The organism is Achromobacter xylosoxidans (assembly GCF_002192695.1).
In the GTDB taxonomy this organism is placed as follows: Bacteria; Pseudomonadota; Gammaproteobacteria; order Burkholderiales; family Burkholderiaceae_B; genus Achromobacter; species Achromobacter xylosoxidans_C.
In genome coordinates, this window is record NZ_MTLG01000078.1 from 1 (window position 1) to 23,378 (window position 23,378).

General features: G+C 67.2%; 26 protein-coding genes. 16 read left to right on the plus strand and 10 right to left on the minus strand.

Annotated elements, in window-relative coordinates:
• A partial coding sequence (locus tag BRO63_RS34510; RefSeq protein ID WP_256943333.1) for a DUF802 domain-containing protein occupies window positions 1–697 on the plus strand: 697 nt, incomplete at its 5' end.
• 80 nt (window positions 698–777) lie between these two features.
• On the opposite strand, the gene BRO63_RS16940 is transcribed toward BRO63_RS34510, so the two are convergent.
• Both BRO63_RS16940 and BRO63_RS16945 read right to left on the minus strand, forming a co-directional pair.
• Complete coding sequence (locus BRO63_RS16940) at window positions 778–1,830, minus strand: serine hydrolase domain-containing protein (RefSeq protein WP_179215131.1); 1,053 nt, start codon at window positions 1,828–1,830, stop codon at window positions 778–780.
• A 24-nt stretch (window positions 1,831–1,854) separates the two neighbouring features.
• Window positions 1,855–3,051 carry a pyridoxal-phosphate-dependent aminotransferase family protein gene (locus tag BRO63_RS16945; RefSeq protein WP_088140891.1) on the minus strand — a complete coding sequence of 399 codons (1,197 nt, stop codon included), beginning with the start codon at window positions 3,049–3,051 and terminating at the stop codon, window positions 1,855–1,857.
• A 285-nt stretch (window positions 3,052–3,336) separates the two neighbouring features.
• Here BRO63_RS16945 and BRO63_RS16950 point away from each other — a divergent pair, with 285 nt between their 5' ends.
• The 7 genes from BRO63_RS16950 to BRO63_RS16980 all read left to right on the plus strand — a co-directional run bounded on the left by BRO63_RS16950 (window position 3,337) and on the right by BRO63_RS16980 (window position 10,915).
• Window positions 3,337–4,008, plus strand: coding sequence for a GntR family transcriptional regulator (locus BRO63_RS16950; RefSeq protein ID WP_373557784.1), 672 nt, complete (start codon window positions 3,337–3,339; stop codon window positions 4,006–4,008).
• An 88-nt stretch (window positions 4,009–4,096) separates the two neighbouring features.
• Complete coding sequence (locus BRO63_RS16955) at window positions 4,097–5,668, plus strand: ABC transporter substrate-binding protein (RefSeq protein WP_088140892.1); 1,572 nt, start codon at window positions 4,097–4,099, stop codon at window positions 5,666–5,668.
• Between the two features lie 65 nt (window positions 5,669–5,733).
• Window positions 5,734–6,651 carry an ABC transporter permease gene (locus tag BRO63_RS16960; protein ID WP_088140893.1) on the plus strand — a complete coding sequence of 306 codons (918 nt, stop codon included), beginning with the start codon at window positions 5,734–5,736 and terminating at the stop codon, window positions 6,649–6,651.
• A 1-nt stretch (window position 6,652) separates the two neighbouring features.
• Entirely contained in the window at window positions 6,653–7,564 is a 912-nt protein-coding gene (locus BRO63_RS16965; protein WP_088140894.1) for an ABC transporter permease, read from the plus strand.
• A 2-nt stretch (window positions 7,565–7,566) separates the two neighbouring features.
• The gene (locus tag BRO63_RS16970; protein WP_088140895.1) at window positions 7,567–8,556 is read left to right on the plus strand and encodes an ABC transporter ATP-binding protein; all 990 of its coding nucleotides are present in this window, start codon (window positions 7,567–7,569) and stop codon (window positions 8,554–8,556) included.
• Window positions 8,553–9,524 (plus strand): ABC transporter ATP-binding protein, encoded by a 972-nt coding sequence (locus tag BRO63_RS16975; protein ID WP_088140896.1) that lies wholly within the window; start codon window positions 8,553–8,555, stop codon window positions 9,522–9,524. The genes BRO63_RS16970 and BRO63_RS16975 overlap by 4 nt, the downstream gene beginning before the upstream one ends.
• A complete protein-coding gene (locus tag BRO63_RS16980; protein ID WP_088140897.1) occupies window positions 9,521–10,915 on the plus strand; it encodes a M20 family metallopeptidase in 1,395 nt (464 codons plus the stop codon). Before BRO63_RS16975 ends, BRO63_RS16980 begins: the two co-directional genes overlap by 4 nt.
• 48 nt (window positions 10,916–10,963) lie before the next feature.
• Here the strand turns inward: BRO63_RS16980 and BRO63_RS16985 are convergent, their stop codons facing one another.
• Entirely contained in the window at window positions 10,964–11,860 is an 897-nt protein-coding gene (locus tag BRO63_RS16985; protein ID WP_088140898.1) for a LysR family transcriptional regulator, read from the minus strand.
• 112 nt (window positions 11,861–11,972) lie between these two features.
• Here BRO63_RS16985 and BRO63_RS16990 point away from each other — a divergent pair, with 112 nt between their 5' ends.
• Window positions 11,973–12,368, plus strand: coding sequence for a hypothetical protein (locus BRO63_RS16990; RefSeq protein ID WP_088140899.1), 396 nt, complete (start codon window positions 11,973–11,975; stop codon window positions 12,366–12,368).
• A 43-nt stretch (window positions 12,369–12,411) separates the two neighbouring features.
• Here BRO63_RS16990 and BRO63_RS16995 read toward each other — a convergent pair whose 3' ends face one another.
• Complete coding sequence (locus tag BRO63_RS16995) at window positions 12,412–12,957, minus strand: TetR/AcrR family transcriptional regulator (protein WP_256943336.1); 546 nt, start codon at window positions 12,955–12,957, stop codon at window positions 12,412–12,414.
• A gap of 170 nt (window positions 12,958–13,127) precedes the next feature.
• Here BRO63_RS16995 and BRO63_RS17000 point away from each other — a divergent pair, with 170 nt between their 5' ends.
• The 3 genes from BRO63_RS17000 (at window position 13,128) to BRO63_RS17010 (ending at window position 15,370) form a co-directional block, all read left to right on the plus strand.
• The gene (locus tag BRO63_RS17000) at window positions 13,128–13,568 is read left to right on the plus strand and encodes a carboxypeptidase regulatory-like domain-containing protein (protein WP_256943334.1); all 441 of its coding nucleotides are present in this window, start codon (window positions 13,128–13,130) and stop codon (window positions 13,566–13,568) included.
• Between the two features lie 119 nt (window positions 13,569–13,687).
• Window positions 13,688–14,263 carry a hypothetical protein gene (locus tag BRO63_RS17005; RefSeq protein WP_088140902.1) on the plus strand — a complete coding sequence of 192 codons (576 nt, stop codon included), beginning with the start codon at window positions 13,688–13,690 and terminating at the stop codon, window positions 14,261–14,263.
• A 129-nt stretch (window positions 14,264–14,392) separates the two neighbouring features.
• Window positions 14,393–15,370 (plus strand): Bug family tripartite tricarboxylate transporter substrate binding protein, encoded by a 978-nt coding sequence (locus BRO63_RS17010; protein ID WP_088140957.1) that lies wholly within the window; start codon window positions 14,393–14,395, stop codon window positions 15,368–15,370.
• Window positions 15,371–15,398: 28 nt separating this feature from the next.
• On the opposite strand, the gene BRO63_RS17015 is transcribed toward BRO63_RS17010, so the two are convergent.
• From BRO63_RS17015 to BRO63_RS17025, 3 genes are all read right to left on the minus strand, one after another.
• On the minus strand, window positions 15,399–15,728 hold the full coding sequence (locus BRO63_RS17015) for a hypothetical protein (protein WP_256942908.1): 330 nt from the start codon (window positions 15,726–15,728) through the stop codon (window positions 15,399–15,401).
• Window positions 15,718–16,224, minus strand: a complete 507-nt coding sequence (locus BRO63_RS17020; protein WP_088140903.1) for a DUF523 domain-containing protein — start codon at window positions 16,222–16,224, stop codon at window positions 15,718–15,720. The genes BRO63_RS17015 and BRO63_RS17020 overlap by 11 nt, the downstream gene beginning before the upstream one ends.
• Window positions 16,225–16,327: 103 nt before the next feature.
• Window positions 16,328–16,594 carry a hypothetical protein gene (locus tag BRO63_RS17025; protein ID WP_088140904.1) on the minus strand — a complete coding sequence of 89 codons (267 nt, stop codon included), beginning with the start codon at window positions 16,592–16,594 and terminating at the stop codon, window positions 16,328–16,330.
• Between the two features lie 97 nt (window positions 16,595–16,691).
• Here BRO63_RS17025 and BRO63_RS17030 point away from each other — a divergent pair, with 97 nt between their 5' ends.
• Window positions 16,692–17,486, plus strand: a complete 795-nt coding sequence (locus BRO63_RS17030) for an AraC family transcriptional regulator (RefSeq protein ID WP_088140905.1) — start codon at window positions 16,692–16,694, stop codon at window positions 17,484–17,486.
• 26 nt (window positions 17,487–17,512) lie between these two features.
• Here BRO63_RS17030 and BRO63_RS17035 read toward each other — a convergent pair whose 3' ends face one another.
• A complete protein-coding gene (locus BRO63_RS17035; protein ID WP_088140906.1) occupies window positions 17,513–19,252 on the minus strand; it encodes an NYN domain-containing protein in 1,740 nt (579 codons plus the stop codon).
• Between the two features lie 102 nt (window positions 19,253–19,354).
• On the opposite strand from BRO63_RS17035, the gene BRO63_RS17040 reads away from it, so the two are divergent.
• The 3 genes from BRO63_RS17040 (at window position 19,355) to BRO63_RS17050 (ending at window position 21,990) form a co-directional block, all read left to right on the plus strand.
• Window positions 19,355–19,924, plus strand: a complete 570-nt coding sequence (locus BRO63_RS17040) for a GNAT family N-acetyltransferase (RefSeq protein ID WP_088140907.1) — start codon at window positions 19,355–19,357, stop codon at window positions 19,922–19,924.
• A 222-nt stretch (window positions 19,925–20,146) separates the two neighbouring features.
• Window positions 20,147–21,037: a motility protein A gene (locus BRO63_RS17045; RefSeq protein WP_088140908.1), complete on the plus strand. Its 891-nt coding sequence runs from the start codon at window positions 20,147–20,149 to the stop codon at window positions 21,035–21,037.
• Window positions 21,034–21,990 (plus strand): OmpA/MotB family protein, encoded by a 957-nt coding sequence (locus BRO63_RS17050; RefSeq protein ID WP_088140909.1) that lies wholly within the window; start codon window positions 21,034–21,036, stop codon window positions 21,988–21,990. Before BRO63_RS17045 ends, BRO63_RS17050 begins: the two co-directional genes overlap by 4 nt.
• A gap of 35 nt (window positions 21,991–22,025) precedes the next feature.
• On the opposite strand, the gene BRO63_RS17055 is transcribed toward BRO63_RS17050, so the two are convergent.
• On the minus strand, window positions 22,026–22,457 hold the full coding sequence (locus tag BRO63_RS17055; RefSeq protein WP_088140910.1) for a hypothetical protein: 432 nt from the start codon (window positions 22,455–22,457) through the stop codon (window positions 22,026–22,028).
• A 109-nt stretch (window positions 22,458–22,566) separates the two neighbouring features.
• Complete coding sequence (locus tag BRO63_RS17060) at window positions 22,567–23,118, minus strand: OmpA/MotB family protein (RefSeq protein ID WP_088140911.1); 552 nt, start codon at window positions 23,116–23,118, stop codon at window positions 22,567–22,569.
• Window positions 23,119–23,378 lie beyond the last annotated feature (260 nt).

A 23,378-nucleotide genomic window follows, 5' to 3' on the forward strand; every position in this document is an offset into this window, starting at 1 on the left:
CGACCAGGAACGCCTGGCCGCCTGGACCGGCACGCTCACCGCCATGGCGGCCACGCTGAGCCAGGAATGGCAGCAGGCCGGCACCGACACCGTGGCCCGCCAACAGGCCGCCAGCGACACGCTGGCCCAGACCGCGCGCGACATCGCCGCGCAAACGCAGGCCCAGGCAGGCCTGCTGGACAGCGTGTCGGCCCGCCTGGAAACGGCGGCCGGCAGCGTCACCCAGGCCTGGACCGAGGCGCAGGCGCGCCAGGAGCAGGTCTACGCCAAGCTGGCCGGCGACAACCAGCAGGCGCTGGAAACCGCCGCCGCCACTTTCGAACAGCACTCCGCCGCCCTGCTGCAGACGCTGGACCAGTCGCACACGCAGTTGCAGGCCGCGCTGGCCTCGCGCGACCAGGAACGCCTGGCCGCCTGGAAAAAAAAAACAAAGGACCCTGACATCCGCAAGCTCGAAGCCCTGCCGCTTCGATTTTGCGAGACGGGGTTCTTGAGTCGCCAGCGTCCGGACTGCGGGATTCCGATGCTCGCCCCCAGTGGGGCTGCGCTTCGGATCCCTCCGTCCGGCCACCGGCTCACGGCTTCTGCCCATGAACGGGGTCCGAAACCAATGCATCAGGCGACTGCCAGCCGAGGCTGCCCGGAGCCATCCGAAGCGCAGCCCCACTGGGGCGAGCATCGGAATGGCGCAGGGTAGCCTCGGCGGTTCAGAACCCCGACATCCGCATGCTCGAAGCCCCCTTGGTCCCCGACGTCGAAAACCAAGCCAAAATCGATCTAGACCCTGGCGTCCACCGCCGCCAGGATCTTCCCGAATAACGCATCCGCATGCGCCGAATCCAGCCAACGCACAATCACCACCATCTGCCGCTCCGGCTCCACCCAGGTAAACGAGCTACCCGCCCCCACGCCAAAGAAGCTTGAAGCCGGCACGCTGGGAAACACGCGGCCTTCATGATTCAGCCAGATCAGATAGCCGTAATACGGCGCGATCGCGCATGGCGTGCGCATATCCCGGATCCATTCGCTAGAAAGAATGCGGCGGCCGTTGGCCATGCCGTCGTTCAGCAGCATCTGGCCGATCAGCGCCTGATCGCGGGCGCTGATGGACATGCCGCCGCCCCAGTGCGAGCCGCCCGGCACCGACGGCATGCGCTGGCCGTCGATCTCGACCCAGGCGTTGTCGTAGCCCACCCATTGCCAGTCTTCGCCGGCGCCGATGGGCCGCGTGACGGCCTCGCGGAAGACTTCGGGTAAGGGTTTGCGGAACAGGTGCAACAGCGCATACGACAGCTGGTTGATGCGCACGTCGTTGTATTCCCAGTACGTGCCGGGGCGCTGCAAGGGCCGCGCCTCGCCCTTCTTGCCGTCCGGCGGCACGCCGAAGGTAACCGCGCGGTAGCGGTCGGCCTGGTCGGATACGCCGAAGCGTTCGCCTTCCCATTCGCTCGTCTGTTGCAGCAGATGACGCCAGGTGATGTCGGCGTTCTGCTCTTCGTCGAATCCGATGCCGCGCACGCGTTTGCCCACGGGTTCGTCCACGTCCGGCAACAGGCCACGGTCGTGGGCCACGCCGGCCAGGATCGCCAGGTACAGCTTGGCTACGCTGAAGGTCAGGTCGGCGCGCTCGGGCTCGCCCCAGGATGCGATGGTTTCGCCGCGCACCGTGACCACGCCGGACACGGGGCCGCGGTCGTGGATGGGGCCCAGCAGGCGGTTCCAGGGCGGCGGATCGTTCAGGTGCACGCCGAAGTTGCCCTTGACGCTGCGGTCCCAGGCGGATTCGTGATCGTTGGCGAACTGGATCGCCTGCTGCATGAGTGTGTTCATTGTTTCCCTCGTTATGTGTGCGTCTCAGGCCGGAGCGTTTGCACGCGCCCCGGCCAGGAATTCCATTGCCGCCTGCACGCCGCCCGCGCGATGCGGCACGCCTGCCGCGGCCAGGCCCATTTCCACGCCGGCCAGCGTGCCGCATAGCGTCAGGTCATTGAAGTGGCCCAGGTGGCCGATGCGGAACACGCGGTTGGACAGTTTGCCCAGGCCCTGCCCCAACGACATGTCGAAGCGTTCCAGCACCAGCTTGCGGAAGGCGTCGGCGCCATGGCCTTGCGGCATGACCACGGCAGTCAGTGCCGGGCTGTGCGCGGCCGGATCCAGGCTCAGCAGTTCCAGGCCCCAGCCGGCCAGCGCCAGGCGCGTGGCCTGGGCATGGCGCTGGTGGCGCGCGAAGACTTGCGGCAGGCCTTCTTCGCGCAGCATGGCCAGGGCTTCGTGCAGGCCGTAAAGCAGATTGGTCGAAGGCGTGTACGGAAAGTAGCCGCGGGCGTTGGCGGTGAGCATCTCGCGCCAATCCCAGTACGAGCGCGGCAGCCGCGCCTCGTCGGCTGCGGCCAGGGCGCGCGCGCTGACGGCGTTGAAGGCTAGGCCCGGCGGCAGCATCAGTCCTTTTTGCGAGCCGGCCACGGTCACGTCCACGCCCCATTCGTCGTGGCGGTAGTCGATGGAGCCCAGCGACGAGATCGTGTCCACCATGAGCAGCGCCGGATGCGCGGCGCCATCGATCGCGGCGCGCACGGCCGCAATATCGCTGGTCACGCCGGTGGAGGTTTCGTTGTGCACCACGCACACCGCCTTGATCTTGCGCCCCGGGTCGTCGGCCAGGCGGGCGGCGATGGCCGCTGCGTCGACCGGATGGCGCCAGTCGCCTTCCAGGAAGTCCACCTCCAGGCCCAGCCGTCCCGCCAGCTTGCGCCACAGGCTGGCGAAATGGCCGGTCTCGACCATCAGCACGCGGTCGCCGGGCGACAGGGTATTGACCAACGCGGCCTCCCAGGCGCCGGTGCCGGACGACGGGAAGATGACCACCGGCGACTGCGTCTGGAACACCTGCTTGACGCCTTCCAGCACCGCCAGGCCCAGCGCGCCGAACTCGGGTCCGCGATGGTCGATGGTGGGCTGGTCGATGGCGCGCAGCACGCGGTCGGGCACGTTGGTCGGCCCCGGAATCTGCAGGAAGTGCCGGCCGGACGAATGACTGTTCAAGGTAAGCATGCGTAGTCCCAAAGTGGAATATTTTTGTATACCAATGAAGGGCGCAGGGCAGACAAGCAGGACTTTCCCAACGCGCGGACTTGCGGCATGCGTCACTCTATCCCATTGTTTTTGCGTTAATAACCTAGGGTATACACCCATCAGGCGATACGGAAAGACGGGTTTATAGTCTCGCAAAACACGGGGAATTTTTGTATACCAATGAGCAGCGTTTCCAGCCTGATGCCTGATTCCGGCGCCGCCAGCGTGGCCGCCGAAACCGCGCCGCCTGCTGCCGCCCGCAGCATGGGCAACGGCCGCACGCTGCCGGCCACGGTGGCCGGGCAACTGCGCGAACGCATCATCCAGGGCGAATTTCCGCCCGGCACCCGCTTGAACGAACGCACGCTGTGCGACCTGCTGGGCGTGTCCCGCACGCCCTTGCGCGAAGCCTTCCGCGTGCTGGCCGCCGAAGGCCTGGTGCAGATCGAGCCGAACCGCGGCGCGCAAGTGGTGGCGCTGTCGGAGGCCAACATCCGCGAGGCCTTCGAGGTCATCGGCGGGCTGGAAGCCATGTCCTGCCGGCTGGCCTGCGAACGAGCCACGGACCAGGAAATCGCCGAGATCCGCGCGCTGACCTACGAAATGATGGCCAGCCACGCGCGCCACGACCTGCCCACCTACTTCCGCACCAATCGCGAGATCCACGAACGCATCAGCCTGGCCGCGCACAACAGCCTGCTCAAGCAGCTGTACGACGCGCAGAACGCGCGCATCCAGAACCTGCGCTTCGTCTCGAACGAGAACCGCCAGAAATGGGATCTGGCGATGCGCGAGCACATCGAGATGGCCGAGGCCCTGGACGCGCGCGACGCGGACCGGCTGGCCGGCATCATGCGCCAGCACTTGCAGCGCAAGTGCGAGGCCGCGTTGAAGACCCTTGCGCAGCCGCCCGCGGCGGCGGCCGACTCAGGCTGACCCGCCGCAGGCAGCACAGCGGGCCGCGCCGCCCGCAACAAGATGGCAGATAAGCAGTACGTGCAGTGACTTCCACAGGAGCCTCACCATGACTGATTTCCGCATCACCCCCGCAGCATCCGCGCCGGTCCGGCGCAGCCCCCTTCCCCTCAAGGCCCTGGCCGCCGCCCTGCTGGCCTGCGCCACGCTGGCGGCCCAGCCGGCGCTGGCCGGCAAGAAGGACGACACCCTGCGCATGGCCTACGACCAGGCGCCGGAAAGCGTGGACCCCTACTACAACAACGTGCGGATCGGCGTCATCATCGCCGCCAACGTCTGGGACACCCTGCTCTACCGCGACCCGGTCACCAACGAGTACAAGGGGCAGCTCGCCAAGAGCTGGAAGCAGGTCGACGACAAGACCATGGAATTCGAGCTGCGCGAAGGCGTCAAATTCCATAACGGCGAGGAGTTCGACGCGGACTCGGTGGTGTACACGCTGAACTACGTGGCGGATCCGAAGAACAAGGCCGTGACGCAGCAGAACGTGGCCTGGATCGACAAGGTCGAGAAGATCGACAAGTACAAGGTGCGCCTGATCACCAAGGAGCCCTTCCCCGGCGCCAAGGAATACCTGTCCACCACCGCCGCCATCCATCCGGCCAAGTATTACCAGGAAGTCGGCCCCAAGGGCATGAACGCCAAGCCGGTGGGTTCCGGTCCCTACAAGGTGGTGGATTACCAGCCCGGCAAGTCCATTACGCTGGAGCGCAACGCCGATTACTTCAAGGATTCGCCCAAGGCCCAGCCCAAGATCGGCAAGGTGGTGATCCGCTTCATCCCCGACCGCCAGACGCAGATGGCCGAAGTCATCTCGGGCGGCGAGGACCTGATCATGAGCGTGCCCAAGGACCAGGCCGAGCAGCTGGGCGGCATGCCCTCGCTGCAGATGGTCACCGGCAACACCATGCGCATCGTGTTCATGCAGATGAACATCCAGGAAGGGACGCCCGCCCCACAGCTCAAGGACGAACGCGTGCGCCGCGCCATCATCCACGCGATCGACCGCGAGTCCATGCTGAAGAACATCGTGGGCGAAGGCGGCGGCCTCATCAACACCATCTGCACGCCTTCGCAGACGGGTTGCACCCAGGAAGGCGCGCCGGTCTACAAGTACGACCCGGCCCAGGCCAAGAAGCTGCTGGCGGAAGCCGGCTACCCCAACGGCTTCGACATCGACCTGGTGGCCTATCGCGAACGCAACCAGACCGAAGCCATCATCAACTATCTGCAGGCGGTCGGCATCCGCGCCAAGCTCAACTTCCTGCAGTACGCCGCCATGCGCGACATGATCCGCGCCAACAAGGCCTCGCTGACGCACCAGACCTGGGGCTCCAACCTGGTCAACGACGTGTCGGCGTCCACGCCGGTGTACTTCGCCTTCGGCAACGACGACGTCACCCGCGACGCGCAGGTGCGCGACCTGCTCACCAAGGGCGACCGAACCATCGACAGCGCCGCGCGCAACGCCGCCTACAAGCAGGCGCTGGACCTGATCGCGCAGAAGGCCTACGCGGTGCCGCTGTGGACCCTGCCCGCCTACTACGTGGCCACCAAGGACGTGAACTTCAAGCCCTATTCGGATGAACTGGTGCGCTTCTGGGACATGAGCTGGAAGTAAGGCGCGGCCCCGCGCCGGCCCGGCATCGCGCCGGGCCGGCGAGAGTCCAACGAAGAGGAAGCCCTATGCTGTATTTCACGATCAGGCGCCTGGGCCTGGCGGTGCTGGTGGCGCTGACGGTCTCCATCCTGGCGTTCCTGCTGCTGCACCTGTCCGGCGATCCGGCGCTGGCGCTGGCCGGCGAAGGCGCGCGCCAGGCCGACATCGACATGATCCGCCAGACCTACGGCCTGGACCGGCCGCTGGCCGTGCAGTACGCGGACTGGCTCTGGCACATTCTGCAGGGCGACTTCGGCACCTCGGTGTATTTCAAGACCGAGGCCGGGCCGCTGATCCTCTCCAAGCTCAAGACCACCCTGCTGCTGGGCCTGGGCGCGCTGGCCTTCGCGCTCCTGATCTCGATTCCGCTGGGCGTGCTGGCCGCGCTGTACAAGGGCAGCCTGATCGACCGCATCTGCCTGGCCATCGCCGTGCTGGGGCAGGCGCTGCCCAACTTCTTCTTCGCGTTGATCCTGATCATGCTGTTCTCGATCTCGCTGCGCATCCTGCCGGTGTCGGGCAGCGGCAGCTGGCAGCATTTTGTGATGCCGGCGATCGCGCTGGGCTATTACGTCGCCCCCGCCTTCATGCGCCTGATCCGCGCCGGCATGATCGAAGTCCTGGCCGCCGACTACATCCGCACCGCCCGCGCCAAGGGCCTGCCGGCGCGCAAGATCGTCTTCAAGCATGCGCTGCGCAACGCCATCGTGCCGGTGGTGGCGCTGGCCGCGGTGCAGCTGGGTTACCTGCTGGGCGGCTCGGTCGTCATCGAAACCATCTTCGCGCTGGACGGCCTGGGCTACCTGGCCTACCAGAGCATCACCTACAAGGACTATCCCGTGATGCAGCTGATCGTGCTGCTGCTGTCGGTGCTGTACGTGCTGCTGACCCTGGCCGCCGACATCGCCAACGCGTGGCTGGACCCGCGCATCCGGGTGTCCTGACATGAACACGCCTACCCTGACCCCGTCCGCTCCCGGCGCCCCCGCGCCGCTGGAACTGTCCGCGTCCGCCCTGCGCTGGCGGCGGCTGCGCCGCAACAAGGCGCTGCTGGCCGGCGGCGGCATCCTGCTCCTCATCGTGCTGATCGCGCTGTTCGCACCCTGGATCTCGCCGCACGATCCCTACTACCAGGACCTGGCCTACCGCACGGCGCCGCCGGTCTGGTACGCCAAGGGCACCTGGCTGCATCCGCTGGGCACCGACCAGCTGGGCCGCGACTATATGTCGCGCCTGTTCTACGGCGCGCGCATTTCGCTGCTTATCGGCATCAGCGTGGCGCTGATCTCGGGCCTGATCGGCACGGCCATGGGCATGGCGGCCGGATACTTCGGCGGCAAGGTCGACATGGCCGTGTCGTTCCTGATCACCACCCGCTTGTCCATGCCTGTCATCCTGGTCGCGCTGGCCACCGTCGCCATCGTCGGCGGCTCGCTCTGGGTGGTGATCCTGGTGCTGGGGCTGCTCAAGTGGGACCGCTATGCCGTGGTGATGCGCAGCGCCACGCAGCAGGTGCGCTCGCTGGAATACGTGGCCGCGGCGCAGGCGGCGGGCGCGTCCACCTGGCGCATCGTCTGGGGCGAAGTGCTGCCCAACGTGGTGCCGCAGCTGATCGTGATCGCCACGCTGGAAGCCGCCAGCGCCATCCTGCTGGAAGCCTCCCTGTCCTTCCTGGGCCTGGGCGTGCAGCCGCCGCTGCCGTCCTGGGGCCTGATGATCTCGGAGGCCAAGGCCTATATGTTCTTCTCGTTCTGGCTGATCGCCATCCCCGGGTCGGCACTGGCCCTGCTGATCTTCGCGATCAACCTGGCCGGCGACGGGCTGCATCAACTCCTGACGCCTGAAGAGAGGGCCTGAGCATGAGCGACACCGACATCGTGCTGGACGTGCAAGGCCTGACCGTCGACATCGCCACGCCGCGCGGCCCGCTGCACGCGGTGCGCGACGTCTCCTTCCAGGTCCGGCGCGGCGAAACGCTGTGCCTGGTGGGGGAATCGGGCTGCGGCAAGTCCATGACCTCGCTGGCCATCATGGGGCTCTTGCCCAAGGCCGCCCGGCGCAGCACGCGCCGACTGTCGGTGCTGGGCGAAGATCTGTCGGCCGCGCGCGGCGGGCGCATCAACGCGCTGCGCGGCAGCAAGATGGCCATGATCTTCCAGGAACCCATGACGGCGCTGAATCCGGCCTATGCCATCGGCGAACAGCTGACCGAGCACTACATCCACCACCGCAAGGCCAACGCGCGGCAGGCGCGCGACCGCGCGGTGGAACTGCTGGAGAAGGTCGGCATCGCCTCGGCGGCGCAGCGCCTGTCGCAGTATCCGCACCAGTTGTCGGGCGGGCTGCGGCAGCGCGTGATGATCGCCATGGCGCTGATGTGCGGGCCGGAACTGCTGATTGCCGACGAGCCCAGCACCGCGCTGGACGTCACCATCCAGGCGCAGATCCTGCGCCTGCTGGCCGATCTGCAGGCCGAGCTGGGCATCGCCATGGTGCTGATCACCCACGACCTGGGCGTGGTGGCGCGCATCGCGCGCCAGGTCGCGGTGATGTACGCCGGCCAGATCGTCGAGGAAGGTCCGGTAGCGGAACTGTTTGCTTCGCCGCGCCATCCCTACACCCAGGGGCTCCTGGGCTGTATCCCCGTGCCCGGGCGCACGCCGCCCGGCGAGGCGCTGGGCACCATCCCGGGCGTCGTGCCCGCGCTGGTGGGCGAGCTGCAAGGCTGCGCCTTCCGCGACCGCTGCCCGCACGCCCAGCCGCAATGCCGCCATGATGTGCCGGTGCACGACGCCGCGTCCGGCCAGCAATGGCGCTGCATCCTCGAATCCGCAGGAGTCCCGGCATGAGCCCCTTGCTGCAAGCCGAGTCCGTCAGCAGGCAGTTCTCGATCCGGTCCGGCATGTTCCGGCCGCGCAGCACGCTGCACGCCGTCAATGGCGTGGACCTGGCGGTGGAGCGCGGCGCGGTGCTGGGCATCGTGGGCGAATCCGGCTGCGGCAAATCCACGTTGGCCCGCATGCTGCTGGGGCTGACGCCGCCCACCGAGGGTGCGATCCGGCTCGACGGCCAGGACATCCGCGGCCTGGGCCGGCGCGCGCTTGCCCGCCGCGTCCAGCCGATCTTCCAGGATCCGTATTCGTCGCTGAATCCGCGCCGCTCCATCGCTTCCATCGTGTCGCTGCCGCTGGATGTGCACGGCATCGCCAACCCCAAGCAGCACAAGGCCATCGAGATGCTGGAGCGCGTGGGCCTGCCGCCGCGCCTGGCCCACAACACGCCTGGGCAGCTGTCCGGGGGCCAGCGCCAGCGCGTGGCCATCGCGCGGGCGCTGGTGATGCACCCCGAGATCGTCATCTGCGACGAGCCGACCTCGGCGTTGGACGTGTCGGTGCAGGCGCAGATCATGAACCTGCTGATGGACCTGCGCCGTGAATTCAACCTGACCTACGTCTTCATCAGCCACAACCTGGCGGTGGTCGAGCACATCGCCACCCATGTGGCGGTGATGTACCTGGGCCGGGTGGTCGAATCCGCTGCAACGGCGCAGCTGTTCCACGACCCGCGCCATCCCTACACGCAGGCGCTGCTGGCCTCGGTGCTGACGCCGGAGCCGGGCCTGGGCATCCCCGACATGGGCCTGGGCCTGTCGTTCCCCGACCCGCTGCGCCCGCCCCCGGGCTGCCCGTTCCATCCCCGCTGCCAGCACGCCATGGCGCAATGCAAGACTGAGCGCCCGGCGCTGACGCTGCGCGCGCAATCCGTGGTGGCCTGCCACCTCTATCCCCCTACCTCCAACGGAGCCCAGCCATCATGACCCGCGCACAAGCCATTGCCCAGGCGGAACAGTGTTTCGATTCCGGCGCCTTCCGCGCGCTGCTGGCGCGCCGCCTGGCCCAGCCCACTGAAAGCCAGAACCCGGCGCGCGCGCCCGAACTCGCGGCCTACCTGGAAGCCGAGATCCGGCCTGCCTTCGAGGCGCTGGGCTTCACCTGCCGCACGCTGACGCATCCCAAGGCGCTGGCGCCGTTCCTGTACGCCGAGCGCATCGAGGACCCGGCCCTGCCCACCGTGCTGGGCTACGGCCATGGCGACGTCATCCGCGGCCTGGAAAAGGAATGGAAGGAAGGCCTGTCGCCCTGGGCGCTGACCGAAGCCGAGGGCCGCTGGTACGGCCGTGGCATCGCCGACAACAAGGGCCAGCACAGCATCAACATGGAGGCGCTGCGCCTGGTGCTGGAAACGCGCGGCAAGCTGGGTTTCAACGCCAAATACCTGATCGAGATGGGCGAGGAAACCGGCTCCATGGGCCTGCGCGACCTCTGCGAGGAACACCGCGCGCTGCTGGCGGCGGACCTGCTGATCGCCTCCGATGGGCCGCGGCTGAGCGCGGAGCGCCCCACCATCTTCCTGGGCGCGCGCGGCAGCCTGAACTTCGACCTGAGCATCGAGGCCCGCGCGGGCGGCCACCATTCGGGCAACTGGGGCGGCCTGATCTCCAATCCCGGCATCCAGCTGGCCCATGCGATCTCCACATTGGTTTCGCCCACCGGCCAGATCCGCATCCCCGAATGGGTGCCCCGTGAACTGCCCGCCGCGGTGCGGCGCGCCCTGGCCGATTGCCAGGTGGACGGCGGCGCCGACGGCCCCGAGATCGAGCCCTGGTGGGGCGAGCCGGGCCTGTCGCCGGCCGAGCGCGTGTTCGGCTGGTGTTCGTTCGAGGTGTTGGCCTACAAGACCGGCAATCCCGACACGCCCGTCAACGCCATTCCGCCGCGCGCCTGGGCGCGCTGCCAATTGCGCTTCGTGGTGGGCGTGGACCCGGACGACCTGGTCCCCGCCCTGCGCCGCCATCTGGACCGCCAGGGCTTTCCCATGGTCCAGATCACGCTGACGCGCGAGAACATGTTCCGCGCCACCCGCATCGACCCCGACGACGCCTGGGTGCGCTGGGCGGTGGATTCGCTGGAACGCACCTCCGGCGCCAAGACCGCCGTGCTGCCCAACCTGGGGGGCTCGCTCCCCAACGACATCTTCACCGACGTGCTGGGCCTGCGCACGATCTGGGTGCCGCATTCCTATCCCGGCTGCTCCCAGCACGCGCCGAACGAGCACCTGCCGCCGGCCTTGCTGCGGCAGGCGTTGAGCCTGATGACGGGACTGTATTGGGACTTGGGCGCGGGCGGCACGCCGGCCTTGGAGCGCTGAGACGCGGGGCCGGGGCCTGTCCGCATTTCAAAGAACCTTGCACCAGCCCTAAGGCTTGCCGGACGGCCCCAGCCGCTCCCGCAGGAAATCGATGAAGCGCCGGACCTTGGCGCTGACATGCCGCGTGTCGGGATACACCGCGTAGACCTCCTGCCGCGGCAGCGCATACGAAGGCAGCAGGCGTTGCAGCGAGCCGCGCGCCAAAGGCTCTTCCAGCAGCCACTCCGGCAAGGCGGCCACGCCGCATCCGGCCTCGGCGAACGCCAGCAGCCCCGAGGCCGTGTCGGCCTGCGCCACTGGCGCCACGCGGAGTTCGTGCTCGCGGCCCTTGCTGTCCGTCAGCCGCCAGCGGTCGCTGCGGCCGGGCCGGTTGGCCAGCCAGGGCAGCGCCGCCAGCGCCTGCGGCGTGCGCGGCGCGCCGTGCTGCGCCAACAGGTCCGGACTGGCCACGATCCATAGCTTGAACTGGCCGATGCGCGTGGCCCGGTAACTGGAATCCTCCAGCGCCCCCACCCGTATGGCCAGGTCCAGCCGTTCGGCGATCAGGTCCGCATGCGCCGACCCGGCGCGATAGCCCGCGCGCAAGGCGGGATGCGCGCGCGCAAAAGCCGCCAACGCCGGCGCCACCACCCGATTGCCGTAGTCCACCGATGCCGTCACCCGCAGGCTGCCCGACAAGGCCGCCTGGCCAGAACGCGCCTCGTCCACTGCGGCTTCGGCGTCGCGCAGCAGGCGCGCGCAATGGCCGTAGAAGCCCTCGCCCGCCTCGGTCAGCGCCAGCCGCCGCGTGCTGCGCGTCAGCAGCGCCACGCCCAGCTCCTGTTCCAACTGCTTGACGTTGAAGCTGACCACCGCCTTGGTGGTGCCCAGCGCATCGGCCGCCGCCGTAAAAGACCCAGCCTCGGCCACCGCCGCATACATCGCCAGACGATTCAGATTGATCATGGAAAGCCGGGTTGGATTGTCAAAAAAACACGAACAGTATATCCATCGGAAGGTCGTTTTTCCCGACCAACCCGGCTCCTAGAATGGCGCTCCCTTTCCATGGATCCTTCCCATGTCCGACCTTTCATCCCATTGTCTGCGCCTGGCTCTCGACGCCCATTCCCGTATCGAACGCTGGATAGGCTCGCCCGATGCGCCGGACGCACAGCTGACCGCCCTGCTCGAGGACTTTGCGCCCGGCTTCAGCATGATCGCGGCTGACGGCCAGCGCCTGCCCGCGGAGGCTTTGCCGGCCTTGTTCGGCAGATTGCGAGGCGCCCGCCCCGGCCTGAAGATCGAGATCGACGAGCTAGCCGTGCTGCACGCCGGCGCGGATTCGGTCTTGCTGAGTTACCGCGAGCGCCATGCCTGGAACTCAGGCGCGACCCAGCGGCGCGCAACGGCGCTGTTCACCGTCCAGCCGGGCAGCCAGCCGCAATGGATGTATCTGCAAGAGACCTGGGCCTGAAGGGCTCGGCTGCCCTCACTTCAGGCCAAAAAAAAGCCTCCGGCTAGGAGGCTTGTGGTCGTCGTTTCCGTATCCCTTCCAACAGCAGATCGGTGATGAATTCCGCCAGGGCCTGCTGCCTGGCCGCGTCTGGCCCCTGCCGTGTGAATCGTTCGATGATGCCCATCATCGACTGGGCGAACCAATTGGATGGGACGTCCTCGCGGAACCAGCCGGCCTGGCGCTCGGCGTCCGCATTGTCGGCAATCATCGCCACCAATTCATCCTTGAGCTCCTCGGCCTCGGCGGCCTGGAAGAAGCCGATGCGGGTCAGGTTGGGATCTTCCTGCAGGATGGCGAGCAGGCCGCTCACGCCTCCGCGGATGCGTCCGGCCAGCTCCACGCCTTGCAGTCCGTCGGGTGGACGCGCCTGGCCGATGGCCTGCCGCAAGCGCTGGGCGAACATGCCCACCAGTTCGTCGTAGGCCGCCTGTTTGCTGGCGAAGTATTGATAGAAGACAGGTTGGGTCACGCCGGCCCGGGCGACAATGTCGCTGATCCGCGTATGCTGGAATCCGCGTTCCGCGAATTCCGCCGCCGCGACCTCCAGGAGTTGAGCCCGTGTGCGTTCACCCTTGGTGAGACGCTTGTCTTGCGGTAAAGAAGAGGGTCGTGCCGTAATCATCGCGAGAAAATACTACCCTTCGGCGCTTTTAGCCACTGGTTTTACCCACGGCTCCCAGGACAGATACAACCATTGCAATGTCATTCCCAAAGTGCTTGCCAACTATTGCGGCCCTGGCGCTCACCAGCCTGCTTGCGGGGTGCGTGCCCTACCCCGTGTACAAGACCATGCAGCCCGACGCCCGCGCCACCGTGCTGGACGAAAATTCCCAGCCCCTGGCCGATGCGCGGGTGGTGCTGATCAGCAGCACGTTCCCCTATGGCCGGGAACAGTTCCGCAATGAAACCCGCAGCGCGGCAGACGGCGCCGCCGCGTTCAAGGCGTTGCAGGAATGGCGTGCCGAATCGATGATGATCCACGGGGCGCAGGTGTATTTCTGGAACTGGTGCGTGGAAAAAACGGGTTACGAAACCTACATGACGCTGGACCGCGACGCGGCGTATTTCAACGACCAGCCGCGGATCACGCTGCGCCCCGGCGAGTCGCGTTCCTGCAACAACTGGCCCGACCGCCAGGACCCGCCCGCCTCCCGCTGAAATCAGTTGAAATCTCCGTAGCGCTTGAGACACTTTATGGAAGCGGCCAGGCGGTAAAGTGGCGGTATCGGTCCGGGTCGGGCGGCATGCCGGCCCCGGGGCGGATCAGGAGCAAGATCATGAAGCGGTTTTCTGGCCGTATGGCCATCGTCGCGGCGCTGGCATTGGCCGTGGCAAGCGCGCCCGCCATGGCCGGCGGGCGTGGCGGCGGTAATTGGGGCGGCGGCCACGGCGGATATCACGGTGGCGGTTATCACGGCGGATATCACAATTACCATGGCGGCAGCAGCAGTTCCGACGGCTGGTGGATAGGCGGCGCCTTCGCGCTGGCCACCATAGGCCTGCTGCTGGCGGCGGATTCCGGACCCTCCTACACCCAGGCAGGCGTCTATTCGTCGGGCGTGGGCTACACCAGCCCGCCGGTCTACGCGGCCCCCGTCTACAACGCACCGGTATACGAGGCGCAGCCCGTGTATAGCGCGCCCCAACCTCAGTACGAGCCGGTGCAGTACGAGTCCACCGCGCCCGTCAACAGCGCCCAGGCCAGCGCCACCATGGACTGCCAGCGCTGGGCCATGAACCAGAGCGGCTACGACCCGGCCACCATCACGCAATGGACCACCCAGGTCATGGTGGACTCCTATAACCGGGCGCTCGATTCCTGCATGACCAGCCGCGGCTACCGCGCGCACTGACACGCCATTCCGGGTATTCCCGCTTGTCCCGCCGCGCCGGCCTGCACACACTGCATGCCGGCGCGCCTCTTTGAAGAGCCGCCGCCGCGTTCCGGCGGACTGGCCGTCGGGCATAGACAAGGGGAAAGCATGTTGAATCTCAAGCGGATCGCGAGGCTGTGCGCTATCGGAGCGGCCTGCGCGTTCTCTACGGCGGCGCACGCCCAGGCCGACGCCAAGGCCCAGGCCATGACCATCGTCGTCCCCTATGGCGCGGGCGGCATCGTCGACAACACGGCGCGCGCCTTCGCGCAGAAGCTGGCGGCGGAACTGGGCCGGCCGGTGGTGGTGGAGAACCGCGGCGGCGCGGGCGGCATGATAGGCATGAACACGGTGGCGCGAGCCCACGACGAGAACACCCTGGCCTTTACCGCCGTCAGCCCGGTCACGCTGTCGCCGCATGTGATGAAGACGCTGTACGACCCCTTGAAGGATCTGGCGCCGCTGGCGTCCGTAATGTATTCGCCGGTCTATCTGGTGGGCGGCCCGAAGTTCACGGGCAAGACCTTCCAGGACATGCTGGCCCAGGCCAGGACCGATCCCGGCGGCCTGTCGCTGGCGACGGCCGGCGTGGGCTCGCTGGGGCACTTGATGCTGGAGCAGATCAACGGCCAGGCGGACGTGCGCATCACGCACGTGCCGTACAAGGGCATGGCGCAGATGGTGCCCGACGCCCTGGGCGGCCAGTTCACGCTGATGCTGGTCAACGCCTCCGGCCCGGTCAATGCGCTGATCGACGAAGGCAAGCTCGCGCTGCTGGCGGTGGGCTCGCCCGCCCGGCTGCCGGGACGACCCGGCACGCCCACGCTGGCCGAGCTGGGCTATCCCGTGGCCAACATGACGTCCACCTTCGGTTTTTTCGCTCCGGCCAGCACCAGTCCGGAATTCCGCCAGCGCATGAACGGCCTCATCAACCGGATCGCCGCCATGCCGGACATCAGCAAGCCGCTGACGGACGCGTTGAACATCATGTCGCCCGGCACGGTGGAGCAGTTCACGGCCCAGGTGCAGAAGGAATATGCCGCCAACGGCCAGATCGTGAAGCAGGCCAACATCCGCAGCGAGTAGCCGCGGAGGGAGGTGGACGGCTGGAGGCTCAACGGCGCCAGCCGCGCCAGGCGCACAGCAGGCCGATGGCCAGCATGGCGCCGGCGGGCAGGATCCAGACGAATCCCGAATCCGTGTAGACCACCTGGTCGACCGGGTCGTAGTAGCGGCCCAGCTCGTTGAAATCCCACTTCAGGTATTGCGCGTACCAGGCGTAGAAGAAAAGCGCGGACAGGGCCAGGCTTACGCCGGCGACCACGCGCAGCAGGCCTTTGCTGCGGCCGGTGCGCACCGCAGCCTTCCAGGCCAGGACCGCGCAGCCCGCCACGCCCAGCAGCACCAGCAGGTCGCCCACCGCAACGCCCACGTCAGCGCCCATCGGCCGCCTCCAGGCCGGCCAGACAGGCCTGGGCCTCGTCCCATTGCTTTTCACTGAAGACGCGCAGGCCCGCCCGGGCCAGCAGTTCGGCCGTGACGCCCACGCCGGGCTGCTTGCGGCCGGCGAAATGGCCGTCGTATACGTAGCCGCTGCCACAGGAGGGACTGCCTTCCTTCAGCACCGCGATGCCGATGCCGTGCTTGCGCGCGGTTTCCAGAGCCGCTTGCGCGCCGTGCACGAAGGGACTTGTCACGTCCTCGCCCGACACCGCCATCACGCGGGCGCGGCCGGCCAGCACGGCGGCGGCGTCCGCGTCCGGCTCGATCTCGGCGGGCGGGCGCGGAACCGGCATGCCGCCCGCCATTTCCGGACAGACGGCCACCACCCGGCCCTCGTCCCGCCAACGAGTAAGCACGGCGTTGTCATGGGGCGCGCCGCGTCCGTCGTAGCGCACGGGGTTGCCCAGCAGGCAGGAACTGACCAGAACGTATTGCATGCGTCATCCGAGGCGATGGGCCGCAGCACAGCGCGCGGCCTTTATCCAAAGCATGCATGATAGAGCACCGGGCCTGGCGCCCGGACGCCTGCGTGCCCGAAACTCAGCTCGCGGCCGCCCCTATTTCACGCATCCAGGCGCGCAACGCGGGATCGCGTACTTGCAGCACCTCGAACAGTCCCAGCGCGTTCAGCGCCGGCAAGGCCTCCTGGATGTCCCTGCGCGCAACGGCCACGGCCTGGGCCGTCGCCTGCGGGTCGAGGCAGACGCGGGCGTTGGCGAGAAACGCCCCCACCGTGCCCTTGCGCACGGCCATGCCGTTGAACTCCCCCAGATCCCTGCCGTCGGGCAAGACGTCGCGTGCTTTCATGTTGTGCTCCTGTCGCTGTTCAAGACTAGCGTTACGATAGACGCGTCCGCGTGGCAAGTCTGCGCGGTTCTGGCCATTCAATACGGTGTTTCTGCCAATGGCGTTGCCTGCTCCCAACCCGCCCTTGCTCGACCCCGCACGCGCTCGCGCCCATGGCGGCCCCAGGCTGATCGCCATACGCAGCCAGGACGGCGCGCTGCGCCATACCGCCATGCACCAGCACGCGCGGGGACAGCTATTGGGCGCCTACCAAGGCTTGCTGACAGTCTATGCGGGAGCGCATCAATGGGTGGTGGCAGCCCGCCAGACGGTCTGGATACCTCCCGACCTGCCGCACGGGCTGTACTCGCACGGCCCGTATGCCGGCTACAGCGCGTACCTGAGCCCGGCGGCTTGCGCGGGGCTGCCCGCCGAGCCTTGCGTGCTGCAAGCCTCTGACCTGCTACTGGCCGCCGTGAGCCGCGCTGCTTCCTGGCAGGACGACGCGGCAGCTCCGGCGCGCAGCCGTCTGATTGAAGTGATCCGGGATGAAATCCGGACCTTGCCGCATGCCGGCCAGGCGCTGTTCCTGCCCCGTGATCCGCGGCTGCAACGGCTGGCGCTTGCACTATCGGACCGCCCCTCCGATATGCGGACACAGGAAGAATGGGCTGCCGAGATCGGCATGTCGCCGCGCACGCTGGCGCGCCGCTATCTGGCGGAAACCGGCCTGACCCTGGGCGCCTGGCGGCAGCGCGCCCGCCTGATGCGGGCGCAGGAAATGCTGGCGGAGGGCGCCGCCGTGACCACGGTGGCGCTGGAGCTGGGTTACGACAACGTCAGCGCCTTCATCGCCATGTTCAAGCGCGAGCTAGGCGCCACGCCGGGCCGCTACAACGGCCCGGGCGGTTAAGCGCGGTCAGCCCTGAAGCGCGGGCTTCAGGATTCCTCGGCCGTCTTGCTGGCCCGGCGCGCGCGGGGAGCTGCCTTGCCGGCGGTCTTGCTGGCAGTCTTGCGGGCAGGCTTGGCGGGCGCTTCGGCAACCGCCGCAGCCGCTGGCTCGGCCGCCGCCTGATCAGCCGGCGCGGTCTTGGCGGCGGTCTTCTTGGCAGCGGGACGGCTGCGCGTCGTGGCCCGCTTCGCAGCGGGCTTGCCGGCTGCGGGTTCTGCCACCGCAGGCGTGTCCGCCACGGGCTTGCCGGCCTGGGTCTCGTCCCTTGCGGCAATCCTGGCCATGCCGCCCTCGAACGGGTCGGACATCTTGGCAGGCGTCTTGCTCGCAGGCTGGCTACGGCTTTCCGCGGCAGGTTGGGCAAAGGTCCATTCAGCGATATTCACCGCCGGCAACGGCTGGCGCGCTTGCGGCAGGGGCTTGGGCATGGGCGGCAGACGCGAAGGTTGGACAGGTTTCGATTCCTGCGCCCGAGCCAGGGCGTCGGCCCGCATGGCGTCCAGCTTGGCGGCATCCGCTTGTTCGCCGGCTTGCCCGGCGGCATCGGGCTGCGCGGTCGCCGGCGCTGGGGCGGGGGATTGCGCGGCTGCCGCGGTCGGGGCCGGCGCCTTGGCCGGCGCTTCGGCTGCGGGTTGAACGGCAGACGCCACCGACGAAGCTTCGGACGGCGCGGCAGCGCTCTCGCCAGCGGCTTCCTGCTCGGCCGTCTGGCCGGTTCCCCTGCCCTCGCCGCCCGACTTGCGCCCGCCGCGCGATTTGCGGCCGGAGCGGGAACGGGATTCTTCCTGGGCCGCGCCTGCAGGCGCGTCGCCGGTCTCGGCCGCTGCCGGCTGACGGGCCGGGGCGGAACGGGATCCGCCATCGGCGGCGGCGCGATTCGCGGCCGGCGCGCCGTCCGCGCTGTCGCGGTACACATAGGTGCCGGCGTTTTCCTCGCGCCCGACTTCCAGCAGGCCGCGCGATTGCGCCTCGTCCAGCAGGTTGCCGAAGGCGCGGAAGCCGTAGTAGGACTCGTTGAAATCCGGCCGGCGGCGCTTGAGGGCGTCCTTCAGGGCGGAGGCCCAGATCTTGCCGCTGTCGCCGCGTTCGGCCATGAGCGCCTCGAAGGTCTCCGCGACCATTTCCACGGCCTGGGTCTTGCGCGCTTCCAGTTCTTCCTTGCGGCGGCGTTCCTCGTCGGGCGTGCGGCGCTGCTGGCTCGCCGTGCCACCGCCACGGTTGTCGCGGCGGGCGTCCGCCGCGCGCTGGCCTTCGCGCGCCAGGTCGTCATAGAAGATGAATTCATCGCAGTTGGCGATGAGCAGGTCCGAGGTGGACTGCTTCACGCCCACGCCGATCACCTTCTTGTTGTTCTCGCGCAGCTTGGACACCAGGGGCGAAAAATCGGAATCCCCGCTGATGATCACGAAGGTGTTGACGTGGGACTTGGTGTAGCAAAAGTCCAGCGCGTCGACCACCAGCCGGATGTCGGCGGAATTCTTGCCGGACTGGCGCACGTGCGGGATCTCGATCAGTTCGAAATTGGCCTCGTGCATGGGGGCCTTGAATTCCTTGTACCGCTCCCAGTCGCAATAGGCCTTCTTGACCACGATGCTGCCCTTGAGCAGCAGCCGTTCCAGCACCGGCCGGATATCGAACTTCTGGTATTTGGTGTCGCGCACGCCCAGCGCCACGTTCTCGAAATCACAGAAAAGCGCCATGCTGACGTTTTCGTTGGGGGTATTCATGTTTTTGCTCCAATGCTGCGGCGGCGCCGGGCGAGACGCCGCCAGATGACGCTCATGATATACATATCTGCCGCCGATACGCGGCGCCACCCCCCAGCAGCCATGCCTGAAGCTCCGTTGTTCCCGCCTCTTGCCACCGACCGCCTGGTCCTGCAGCCCTTGGAAATCGGCGATGCCGAGGCCATCCAGCGCCTGTTTCCGCAGTGGGAAGTGGTGCGCTACCTGGTCGATCAAGTGCCATGGCCCTACCCGCCCGACGGCGCGCGCCACTATCTGGAGCAAGTGGCGATCCCTGCGATGCGGCGGGGCAAGGAGTGGCACTGGTCCATCCGCACCCGCCAGGCGCCCGGCAGCCTGATCGGCATCGTCAGCCTGATGGACGACGATCCCTGGAACAACCGCGGTTTCTGGCTGGACCCCGCCCATCAAGGCCGCGGCTACATGACCGAGGCCAGCGAGGCCGCCACCGCCTACTGGTTCGAAGTGTTGGGCAAGCCGCTGCTGCGCGCCCCCAAGGCCGCTGTCAACGCGGCTTCGCGCCGCATCTCGCAGCGCAGCGGCATGCGACTGGTCGGCACCGAGGAACGCGGCTACGTCAGCGGCCGCCTGCCCACGGAAATCTGGGAGATCAGCCGCGAGGAATGGAACGCCCGCAAGCGCCGCCTGGGCTGACGCCGGGCCGGCGGCAGGCCGGCGCCAGGCGCCAGACGATCCTGCATCTTATCCGACCCCATTATTTTCGGGATGACGCGCGCCCCCTGGCCCGGTCCAAGCCGCCGCTTACCGCCCTTTTCGCCCCGTTTTCCGGCCGATTGACCCGGCCCGGCGCTGGCTAGAATTCCCGAAAATCCGGCATTCCGCGCACGGAATGCCTATGTTTATCGGGCAAGATCCATGAATCCGTCTACCGTCATCGGCGCCGCCGTCGGCCTGCTTACCCTGGTTATCGTCGTGGCCCTGGCCGCCACCGACCCCGGCATGTACATCAACCTGCCGGGCCTGGCCATCGTGCTGGGCGGCACCGCGGCCGCCGTGTTCATCGCCTACCCGCTGTCGGAAGTGCTGCGCGTCTTCAAGCTGGTGCGCACCGTCTTTCGCAACGACCAGCACGACCAGCAGCGCGACATCGAGGAACTGGTGTCCATGGCCCAGCTGTGGATGAACACCGACGTCCGCAAGGTCGAGCAGGAACTCAAGAAGGTCAGCAACCCCTTTCTGCGCACCGGCGTGCAGCTGATCATCGACAATACGCCCGAGGACCAGATCATCGAGCTGCTGCAATGGCGTGTGGCGCGGCTGCGCGCCCGCGAACAGGCCGAGGCCCAGATGTTCCGCGTCATGGCCACCTTCGCTCCGGCCTTCGGCATGCTGGGCACGCTGGTGGGCCTGATCAACCTGATGTCGGTGCTGGGCGACGGCAGCATGCAGATGATCGGCCAGCAGCTGGCCATCGGCCTGATGACCACCTTCTACGGCATCCTGCTGGCCAACCTGGTCTGCAAGCCCATCGCGCTCAAGCTGGAACGCCGCACCGCAAGGCGCGTCGAATCCATGAACATGGTGCTGCAGGGCATCGCCATGATGTGCGAGAAGCGCGGCCCAGCGGTGGTGCGCGAAACCCTGAATTCCTTCGTCATGCACGTCGAGGACGAAATCTACGACGGCGGCGCGGACGCCAAGCCGCAGGCCGCGCAAGCCAAGGCAGAAGGCCAGATCAAGCCCGCGGCCAAACCTGCCGCGGCCCAACCCGTCTCCATCGCCCGTCCTGCCGCCGCGCGCCAATGAGCCTGATTTCCCCCACCCTGGCGCAACGGATCGAGCAGGCCCGCCAGGCCCAGCTACGCGCCGAGAAAGCGGCGGCCAATAGCGGCTGGCGTCCCAGCAAGAGCGACCGCAAGGACCGCTACGCCCGCTGGCACGTCGAGGAAACCGTCGAACAGGACTCCGAGAACTGGCTGCTGAGCTATCTGGACCTGATCACCCTGCTCCTGGCCATGCTGGTCGTTCTGCTGGCGCTCACGCGCCTGCATGGCGGCGCCTTCGGCCAGTCGGAACAGCCGGTGGAATTGGTCGGCACGCTGGCCGCCAGCGGCCTGCCCGCTTACGACGGCGAGTATTCCGAATTCGACGCCGTCCAGATTCCCGCAAGCTGGGCGCAGGCCGAGGCGCCGGCGGCCACGGTCGCGGCCGCGCCGGCGCAGCCAACGCAGGAAGGCGCGATCGTCGCCGACGCCGCCCCGCCGCTGCGCGCGCCGTCCAAGGAGTCGCTCGGTCTGGGCGACCTGGGCAAATCGGTGGATGTGATCATCAACGAACAGTCGGTGAGCTTTCGCATCAGCAATGAACTGCTGTTCCCATCCGGCCAGGCCACCCTCAGCCCCACCGGCCTGGACGTGATCAAGCGCCTGGCCGCCATCCTCAACAAGAACGAATACCAGGTCTCGGTCGAGGGCCACAGCGACCCGGTGCCCATCCAGACCCGGCAATTCGCGTCCAACTGGGAACTGTCCAGCAGCCGCGCCACCAGCGTGCTGCGTGAACTGGTCCGCGACGGCGTATCGGCCCAACGCCTGCGCGCCGTCGGCTACGCCGAGACCCGTCCCATCGAGTCCAACGATACCCCCGCCGGCCGCGCGGCCAACCGGCGCGTGGAACTGATCATGGACATCGCGGCGCCGCAGAAGGCGGCGCAGGGTCCGGTGCCTGCCGCGCCGGCAAGCGCACCCAGCCAGGGCTAGCGCCACAAGGGTCGCCACGCGGCCCAAGCGAAGCGCTACCGCATTCTTGGGCTTCTCGGCCGGTCATTCTGGATCGCGGCAAAGAAGAACGCCGTGGTGAGACCAAACAGGATGAGTCCGTTCACCGCCTCGATGGCGCCGACGAGCTGCCAATGAGGCGGCAAGAACGCCGGCGCGTGCCCATAACTGGTGATGGCCTCCAGCGAATAGAGGATGGCCGCGGAAAGATCCGGGACTGCGCCTATGTGCACATAGAGCAAGGCCCAGGCCAGCGCCTCCAGAGCGTGCAGGATCGCTGCAAACAAGGCAAAGATTGCAACGGACAGGCCAAAGAGGATCTTGCTCTGGCCCCAGTGGGCCGGCGCCGCAGCCAGTATCCTGGCCATGGTCATGAATGCCGTGACGTGCATGACGATAGTGGCGACGAATAATGGCAAGCCCCAAAGCCAATCATCTTCCCAGATCATGCGCCGCCTCCCGGTCCTGGATCGTTCGATCAGAGAATTCCCCCGGCATTCAACTCCCGAACACTGCCAGGCCCCGTTCGGGAGCGCGCTCTGGCGGACAAGAAATGGGCTAAGGTCGTCCGGCCGACGTAATCACGATCTCGACACGCCGGTTCTGCGCCTTGCCTTGAGGCGTCGAGTTGCTTGCCACCGGGCGGGCATCACCAAAGCCTTGCGCCGAAATCGAATTCAACGGCACTCCCTTCGAGGTCAGGAAGCGCGCGACATTGTCCGCTCTTGCGGACGACAGTTCGAGGTTGGAGGGGAAATGTGATCTCAACTCCGGGCCGATCGGTTCATTGTCGGTGAATCCCTGCACCACGACCTGCTGCCCCGGCAGATTGGAAAGTGTAGGGGCTATCTTGGCGAGAGTCTGTTCACCTTTCGGACTAAGTCTCCAGCCGCCCTCGGGGAAAAGTATCTCGTTGACCATCGTCACCTTGAGTTCATTTTGCAGTTGCGTGATCTGCGCGCGCTCACCGCTCAACTCCGTAGTGAGCTTTTGGTTGAGAGCCGCATACTCGGCCGCCAACTGGGCCTCTTTGTCATAGGTCTTTTTGGTAACGCAACCCGAGACCGCCAGCATTAAACACGCCAATACCGCAAATTTGCCTGGCTTCATATTTCTCTCCACCGATGTTGTAAAACGGCAGCGCGAGCGGCTGGCTCGTTCCGCCGAATGTAATATTTGATTCGCACGACAGGACCGACCTCTGCAATTCTCAAAAAAGAGAGTTGACAGGTTCTACGTAACTACATGGCAAAGGTAGTCAGAAGTGAACCCAGTCACCACTCATTTGACGCCAGCATCCTGTCGGCCATCTCCAGGTTCCGGCGCTCTGGCGCCTCCCGTGAAGTCAGTCACGACCTTGGCAGGGGTAT